Origin of the sequence: Metabacillus sp. YM-086 (assembly GCF_048059995.1) — a bacterium.
Classification (GTDB): Bacteria; Bacillota; Bacilli; order Bacillales; family Bacillaceae; genus Metabacillus; species Metabacillus litoralis_B.
On sequence record NZ_JBLUOI010000107.1, the window covers coordinates 1 to 7,708 of the forward strand.

Sequence of the window (7,708 nt, forward strand, 5' to 3'; positions counted from 1 at the left end):
GTCAATTTCTACTCGCAAAGGTTTTTTATTAGTTTTATCAAGATTAACTTTACCCTATGTTATAATCTTAAACTTAGGAATAGAGAAGGTGGCAATCAGTTCTCCTATCACACATGGTGAAATATTAAAGGGGCAGTAAGAATGTACTATTCAGATAGTGAAATGGAACATGTATTATTTACTTCACCTTTTTATAGAAAAAGCATATTTCCCTAGACTTTATAGGTAAGAAAGTTACATGGTTACTTGTAGTACGAATTTCTACAAAAGAGTTATTATTTGTTGAGAGAGAAGGAACAGAAGCCTTAGAAGACTTGTTTGAAGAAAAGACATATTAGTAGAAATTCAGTTATATAACTATTATTTAACCCTGATTAGCTGTCGCTTTTCAGGGTTCTTATTTATAGACCTAGTGACGAATGAATTAATGGTTAAAAACAGGATACAACTATCTTTTGTTATCCATGCATGATATCAAGTAATCTTTACCAAAACAGATGCATGATGCCAAAGGCTTTAAATTTCATTAGGTAATCACTAAATTAAACGATCCAGTTAGTATAGAAAAGACAATTGGGAATGATGCTGCGTTTAATGTGGCTGAATTCTCTGGTTATAATGATTTACTTCGTGCAATATATGGATTTGATCCTGTAACGGGATCACAGCTGAGTAAAGATGAACGATTGAATTACACAATGCTACTATATATGAGGTATGGTTTATTAAAAGTTTCGCCCGAGAAAGTAGAAAAAAGGAAAATGAAGAATTAAATTTTTTTGATAAATCTTTGAATAGTTTTAAAGAGATAGGTCAAGATGTCTGGAACGGTCTCAAAACTAGAGCCGATAAAATGTTTGATTCTCCATATGACTTTACTAATTATCTTACACTGGGTGGGCTAGATGGAGCGAAAGTCACTTGGGAAGGGGCAAAACTTCGTTACAATAAATCTACTGACTCTTTCTATGATTTTTTAAACTATTTAACTTTTGGTTCTGCAGATATAATCAATGGTACATTCAATCCTGAGGATCTCCTTTCAAAGGAGCACTGGTTGAATAGTTTAAGCGTGATAACATTAGGTGTCGGAGGAGCATCTTCAGTTTTGCTGAAAAATAGACCGAATATTAATGGTTCTATTGAAGGAAAGCGAAAGGGGAATGAAGAGGGTGTAGAGGGTACGGTTAAACTTAATGACCCATATAACGGTGTAAAACAAGCATCTGATTATTTAAAATCACAAGGAGTACCACGTCAATTCAGAAAGACTACATTAGAATCGTTTGAAATAGGTACAATTAAGCTCGATGTTGCTGGTACAAATACTTATGGTTTAAGATTTTATGATGACATTAATGCTAGTGCAAAAGGGAGATATTTATTTGAAACATTTTCGCCACAAGTGAATAGAAGTAATTTAGCTCTTCCACCAGATTGGAACAGAATGACAGGTATTCAACAATGTCAAGTTAAACCACACACAATTATAATTAAAGGAAAAGCTGGCCCGCAGTTTCAAATGGGTAATCAATATATTGGAGAAGTAGAACAATGGTATATAACGAACCTAGACGACTTAATAAAACCTTAAACTTTATCAAGGAAGCTGAAAAAGTAAAAATAAAGTTAGAGTGTGAAATTAAAGCTCACAAATTAGGGCAAGGTAAAGATGGGACAATAAGTCAACTTGAAAGTTTCTATAAAGATATAGAAATAATGATTGAATCTAAAAGTCATATCCCATCATATCCAAGGGTTATTACCGATACTTGGGATTTTAATAGCGAACTTGGAGTTCAATTATTAGATTTATATGAGTTATATAAGAAGCTGGGATAACTAACTTCGAATGTAACTTAATATTATGAAATGATATAAGAGATCTCTTGTGGTAGAAAGTTCAAAAGTTTTTAAGGAAGTAAGAGTATTTAAGTTTAACCAATGAATTTAAAATGTATTAAACTGAATTTTGGGTTTGAAGATAGGAATAGTAATGAATTACTTTATATAGCTAACTATAAAGCACTTGATTGTCTTTTAGGCAACAGGTGTTTTTTAGTAGGAATTTAAACTTTGAACGACATTGAACAATGTTTTATGAAATTCATAGCTCTTGAAGGTAGGTCCGTCATGGAGAACCGTTTTAGCTCTATGGAAACTGAACCAGAAAGAGTATCGCAAAATGGCATAATTTGCATAATTAGAAGACTTGTGATGTTTATTGCATGATGAAGCATAAAACAGCCTATAATTGCCGATAGTGCAAGAAAAAGAAGTAGTTTAATAGGATGGTTAAATGACTGACTTTTTTCATTTTTAGCTTATAAGATTACAACATAAGTTGCGGGTAATGTTAAACAAGTAATTTCTGAAAGGATAAGGTTAAAATATCTGGTTGGAAGTATCCTCCAAATGATGAGTTGTATTTAAACTATAAGGATGTATTTGATAATCCTAAATACTATAATTAAGAAACAGGTATATTAATAAATACTAATCATAACATTATGAGCTTTTAGAACTTGTTAGAGATAAAGAAAACAAAGTAGATGTATTTATAGATAAATATAAATCAGCATGGGTTTTATATATTCTTTCAAAAAGTAGTTGAAGTATGAACATGTGATTCAATGTTCAAAAAAAGATTAAGATTGCAACATCATTAAATAGTATTAAAGAGATATTTGAAAAATTTTCTGATGGACTTTAAAATCTCTTAGACGAAATGAAAGGATTGGAAATTTATTTCTATTGTCTTAAATATAAACAGATATATATAACCAATGGAGGTAGAAAGAATGGAAACAATACATCGTGGAGATAGCTTTACAATTATTGAGAAAGATGGAAAATATCAAATCTTTTGGGTACAGGAACCATATAATGAGCCAGTTTTTTATTCTATTTCTAAATGCAATATGGAAAAAGCGTTTAAATCAGATCAAGACGCTTATGAAGTAATGATTTACGCTGAAACAGGTCAGTGGCCTTCAGATGTGGAGGAAGAGACAAGAAATAAATAAGGCTTTTGTACAAAAATCTCAGAATTACTATTAAAAGTTCCAGAAAACTAGGAATTATTTCAAAGTCTGAACTGGATGAACTGTTGCCTTTAGCTAAGCAAGCGCTCCAGGAATCAGATGATTAATTTAATGATTATTTAGTAAAAATAAACATTGAAAATTCACTTTGTTAATAACCTAAATCGAATAAGTATACAAGAAACACTGAAACTATTCCACTCTCAACCTCTTACAAATTTTAAGTACTAATAGGGAGATAAAGAATGATTGATAAATTAACCGGTGCCATCATATTAGATAATGAAAATATAGTTTTAAACTCAGAGATGACTCCTGTAACTTTTATGAGTACTTCATTGTACAAGGGAGGAATGGTTGATAATAAATACTTTTTAAAAGATACAGAAGAAATAAATGGGAAAAGCTTTTCACTAACATTATTCTTTAATAATGAAAAGCTTAAAGAGGTACATTTATCAGAAGTAATAAATGGACTATCTTGAATAATTGGACAGACGATGAAGAGTTTGCAAAGAAAAAAAGTCATAACCGGTGGTTGTTAACTGTTTTAGGAAAAGAATCTTATCGTTGTTCTTGGGGGAATGTAGAATCTGTATTTGACAAAAAAGGTTGTGTTAGTTCAATTATTCTAAGGTATTATTAATTTCTAAAACCTTGAAAGGTGTTGATTTGCCAAGCTTCTTTCAAAATTTATATGCGAACTTATTAATCTACAAATATATTAGAGTACTTCGATATAAGTTCTATTCCGCTTTTAAAAAATAGCGATTTAACTAAGGAGAAATTCTATGAAGTTAAATTTCTTTATTAGCATTATTGGAAAAACAATTGATGAAATAAAAGAGTGTAAAAAAATGGGTAACATCGCTGCTACAAAAACAGAGAAGTCTAAATACCTAGCATTACTTATAATGAACATCCTGTTTTTACTTGTCTATTTAATTCCTATCATCTATTCCTTTGTCATGATTGTAGGAGCTTTTATCTATGGACCAATAGTGTTATTGGGGCTAATAATGTGCTGTCCATTTATTCTATTTGTACTTCTTATAAAAGTAAAATCGTACCCCGAAATGAAAAAGAACTTTCTGAGAGTTCACAATAAGAGTTAGTAAAATATTGTTTTTTTCTATAACGGGATTTTTTTTGAAGATAAATAATGGTGTGATATGCATAATATCCTTGATCAGTCCTGACCTAGATTTAGACAAAACAAATGCGAGAAACATACATTAGTGATCATTCTTCTAATTAATTTGAACAGTATCTGGCAATACAGATAATAAAACGTACACAACTTATTGATAAATTTAGGGATTAGATAATAGGAAAGATGTTCCGGGACAATGAACCTGTCCCCATGTCCCGTTTTTAAAAATTTCAAAATGTTGATACTTAATTGTTAACGCTTACATATACTTTCCTTGAAGTGATTTTTTCCATTATTAAAAGTGGGAGGGGAAAGAAATGCATGCTGTTTGGTTAGCTGTAATTGGGACAGTTGTATTCTGGTTAGGTTATCGTTATTATTCTAAGTTTGTTGCAGAAAAAATTTACCGCCTTGATCCTAACTATGTTACACCTGCACATGAATTTCAGGATGGAGTTGATTTTGTTCCAACGAAGAAATCTGTTTTATGGGGCCATCATTTTACTTCTGTTGCTGGTGCAGCACCAATTGTAGGTCCTGCGATCGCAGTTTATTGGGGCTGGCTTCCTGCACTGCTTTGGGTGTTATTAGGAACTGTTTTTGCTGCAGGTGTTCATGATTTTGGAACACTAGTATTATCTGTGCGTAACAAAGGGCAGTCAGTTGGAACACTAGCAAACAAGTTAATTGGGAAAAAAGCAAAGTTATTATTCCTGTTTATTATTCTCATTTTAGTACTCATGGTAAATGCCGTTTTTGCCTGGGTTATATCAAATCTTTTTATTAAGTTTCCAGCAAGCGTTATTCCGGTCTTTATCGAAATACCGCTTGCGATCTGGATTGGCTACGCTGTTTACAAAAAGAAAGGTAGTATGCTTTTACCATCAATTATCGCTTTAGCCGTTATGTATGGTTCAGCAGTTTTAACAAGTAAAATACCTGCCTTACAAATTGATCTAGTAAGATATTTCGGTGGGGCTGAAGCTAGTGTAGCTTTCGGGTTAAATGGTGTATCAATGGCTTTCTTTATTTGGATTATTATTTTAATGATTTATTGCTATATTGCCTCGACTTTGCCGGTATGGAAATTACTTCAGCCAAGGGATTATATTAATTCTCATCAACTAGTTGTTGGTTTAGTCATTATGTACGCAGGGTTATTATTCTTAAATCCAGAAATTACAGCACCGATCACAAATCCGGATGCTGCAGATAAGTCTTGGTTTCCACTATTATTTATAACAATTGCATGTGGGGCAATTTCAGGTTTTCACGGTCTTGTTTCCTCTGGAACTTCATCCAAACAGTTGAATAAAGAAACAGATGCACGATTTGTTAGTTATTTAGGAGCTGTAGGAGAAGGGTTTTTAGCTTTAATTTCAATTATTGCCTGTGTAACAGTATTTTCAAGTGCAGGAGAATTTAAAGAAGCCTACAGTTCATTTGCAGCAGCAAATGGTGGAGGACTTGGCAATTTTATTGCAGGCGGAGCTCAGCTGGCAACTGGAATCGGTATACCAGCTAATATTGCGGCTACCATTATTTCTGTTATTGTTGTTAGCTTTGCAGCGACAACTCTAGATTCTTCTGTTCGTTTAATGAGGTACATTATCGCTGAACTTGGAACAGAGTATAAATTGGACACTTTAACAAAACCACATGTAGCAACATCAATTGCTGTAGTTGCAAGTGCAGCTTTAGTTTTATTACCAAAAGGCCCTAACGGATTTGGTTCAGGTGGTTATCTACTATGGCCGTTATTTGGCACATCCAATCAGCTTTTAGCAGGAATCAGCTTGCTGCTTATTTCCATCTGGTTAAAACGACTTGGTCGAAACTATCTGGTGTCCTTTATCCCGATGGTGTTTATCCTGTTTATGACGATATGGGCAATGATTCAGCAGGTTGTGTTTGAGTGGTCGGGATTAGGTTCGACTGACATGAATCTTTTATTATTTATCTTCGGTAGTATTATTCTCGTGTTTGCGATTTGGATTGTGTTAACAGCTTTGAAAGAGTTAACGAAAAAAGATCATAAAATGATTTAGGTTCGTATGTTGATAGGGGAACCTTTTATGAGGTTCCCTAGTTAGGTTATAGATTATCAGAGTAAAATATTTGACTAATAAGAGTAGGTGAGTACATGTGATAGGACTTTCCTCCATTAAGAAAATACTTCAGCTATATGATGATATTCTCTCTGTTCAACACAGAACGGAAATAGCAAGAGAACTGAGAGATGAAGATGATTTGTTTTTATTTCTTTGTCTATCTGAAACGCTAGGACTTCCAAATCCAGCGTTTTACTACACACTTGAGCTTTATCCTTATATAATTGAAAAATTTCATGATTGGCACTTGCGAATGGGAATGGAGAAGTCTCCATTAGATGGAATACGATGTTGCTAGGAGGAAGCTAATGATTAAGAAAGAAAAAATCTTGTTTATTGGTGGCAAAGGCGGTGTTGGAAAATCAACAAGTGCTGCAGCAATCGCCTTAATGCTTGCGAAGCAAGGGGAAAAAACCTTATTAGTGTCAACGGATCCAGCTCATAATGTTGGTGATATTTTTCACAAAACGCTTAAAAATGATCCAATTCAAGTGTATCCGGGTTTAGATGCGCTTGAAATTGATCCATCTATTGAAACATGGAACTATATTAAAAAGGTTAAGGAAAACATACGTGGTGTTGTAAAGTCACATATGCAACAAGAGGTGTACCGGCAAATTGATGCAGCAAGCTCTACACCAGGTGCTGAGGAAGCTTCCCTATTTGACCGTATTGTTTCAATTATCCTTGATGAGGGAAAAGCATATGATCGAATAATCTTTGACACAGCTCCAACCGGACATACGTTAAGATTATTAACACTTCCTGAGCTTATGAGCGTGTGGATCGATGGAATGCTTGAACGGAGAAAAAAACGGAACGAAACCTATACACAGCTCTTGAATGATGGTGAGCCAGTAGAAGACCCTGTTTTCCAAGTTCTTCAACAACGTAAAACGCGTTTTATAAATGTGAGAAAAATTCTTCTAAATAAGAATGAGACGAGCTTTATTTTTATATTAAACCCAGAGCGATTATCAATCATAGAAACGTCTAAAGCTGTCAAAACGTTAGCTGACCATGATTTACATGTTAGCACTCTTTTTATCAATAAAATTCTATCTCAAGAAGTTGATGGAGACTTTTGGCAAAAAAGAAAGAAAAATGAACAAGATTATCTTACTTGGATTGAAAAAGAGTTTAAGCAGCAGGATAAGCATTATATTCCTTTGTTTGAAACAGATATTAATTCTTTGAAACTTTTAGAAGGTTTTTCAACATACTTGAACAACCATTTAAAAACAACATAAAGAGGAATGATTGATTGATTGATTGATGAGCGACAAAAGTACTGAAAGAACGAGGATAATGTCGTTCATAAGCGGTATGAACGACAAAAGAAGCAGGAGCCACGGGAGTAGTGTCGTTCATAAGTGGTATGAACGACAAAAGAAGCAGGT

Annotated in this window: 9 protein-coding genes; all 9 read left to right on the plus strand. The window is 33.4% G+C overall.

Annotation, left to right across the window (positions count from 1 at the left end; translation table 11 throughout):
• The first annotated feature begins 596 nt into the window (after positions 1-596).
• The 9 genes from ACEWK1_RS25270 to ACEWK1_RS25310 all read left to right on the plus strand — a co-directional run bounded on the left by ACEWK1_RS25270 (position 597) and on the right by ACEWK1_RS25310 (position 7,558).
• A complete protein-coding gene (locus tag ACEWK1_RS25270; protein ID WP_162987384.1) occupies positions 597-773 on the plus strand; it encodes a pre-toxin TG domain-containing protein in 177 nt (58 codons plus the stop codon).
• 80 nt (positions 774-853) lie between these two features.
• Positions 854-1,594: a hypothetical protein gene (locus tag ACEWK1_RS25275; RefSeq protein ID WP_212134063.1), complete on the plus strand. Its 741-nt coding sequence runs from the start codon at positions 854-856 to the stop codon at positions 1,592-1,594.
• Positions 1,555-1,842: a hypothetical protein gene (locus tag ACEWK1_RS25280; RefSeq protein WP_121662319.1), complete on the plus strand. Its 288-nt coding sequence runs from the start codon at positions 1,555-1,557 to the stop codon at positions 1,840-1,842. Before ACEWK1_RS25275 ends, ACEWK1_RS25280 begins: the two co-directional genes overlap by 40 nt.
• A gap of 959 nt (positions 1,843-2,801) precedes the next feature.
• Positions 2,802-3,026, plus strand: a complete 225-nt coding sequence (locus ACEWK1_RS25285; RefSeq protein ID WP_232273353.1) for a hypothetical protein — start codon at positions 2,802-2,804, stop codon at positions 3,024-3,026.
• Positions 3,027-3,289: 263 nt separating this feature from the next.
• A complete protein-coding gene (locus ACEWK1_RS25290; RefSeq protein ID WP_121662318.1) occupies positions 3,290-3,529 on the plus strand; it encodes a hypothetical protein in 240 nt (79 codons plus the stop codon).
• A gap of 306 nt (positions 3,530-3,835) precedes the next feature.
• Positions 3,836-4,159 carry a hypothetical protein gene (locus ACEWK1_RS25295; RefSeq protein ID WP_212134062.1) on the plus strand — a complete coding sequence of 108 codons (324 nt, stop codon included), beginning with the start codon at positions 3,836-3,838 and terminating at the stop codon, positions 4,157-4,159.
• 355 nt (positions 4,160-4,514) lie between these two features.
• Positions 4,515-6,245: a carbon starvation protein A gene (locus tag ACEWK1_RS25300; protein ID WP_212134061.1), complete on the plus strand. Its 1,731-nt coding sequence runs from the start codon at positions 4,515-4,517 to the stop codon at positions 6,243-6,245.
• 100 nt (positions 6,246-6,345) lie between these two features.
• Positions 6,346-6,606, plus strand: coding sequence for a cory-CC-star protein (locus ACEWK1_RS25305; protein WP_379051989.1), 261 nt, complete (start codon positions 6,346-6,348; stop codon positions 6,604-6,606).
• Between the two features lie 10 nt (positions 6,607-6,616).
• Complete coding sequence (locus tag ACEWK1_RS25310) at positions 6,617-7,558, plus strand: ArsA family ATPase (protein ID WP_232273354.1); 942 nt, start codon at positions 6,617-6,619, stop codon at positions 7,556-7,558.
• Positions 7,559-7,708: the final 150 nt, after the last annotated feature.

Bases quoted from the DNA above. Each gene is read 5' to 3' on its own strand.
- ACEWK1_RS25275 (WP_212134063.1), top strand. From the start codon at position 854: ATGTTTGATTCTCCATATGACTTTACTAATTATCTTACACTGGGTGGG.
- ACEWK1_RS25280 (WP_121662319.1), top strand. From the start codon at position 1,555: ATGGTATATAACGAACCTAGACGACTTAATAAAACCTTAAACTTTATC.
- ACEWK1_RS25285 (WP_232273353.1), top strand. From the start codon at position 2,802: ATGGAAACAATACATCGTGGAGATAGCTTTACAATTATTGAGAAAGAT.
- ACEWK1_RS25290 (WP_121662318.1), top strand. From the start codon at position 3,290: ATGATTGATAAATTAACCGGTGCCATCATATTAGATAATGAAAATATA.
- ACEWK1_RS25295 (WP_212134062.1), top strand. From the start codon at position 3,836: ATGAAGTTAAATTTCTTTATTAGCATTATTGGAAAAACAATTGATGAA.
- ACEWK1_RS25300 (WP_212134061.1), top strand. From the start codon at position 4,515: ATGCATGCTGTTTGGTTAGCTGTAATTGGGACAGTTGTATTCTGGTTA.
- ACEWK1_RS25310 (WP_232273354.1), top strand. From the start codon at position 6,617: ATGATTAAGAAAGAAAAAATCTTGTTTATTGGTGGCAAAGGCGGTGTT.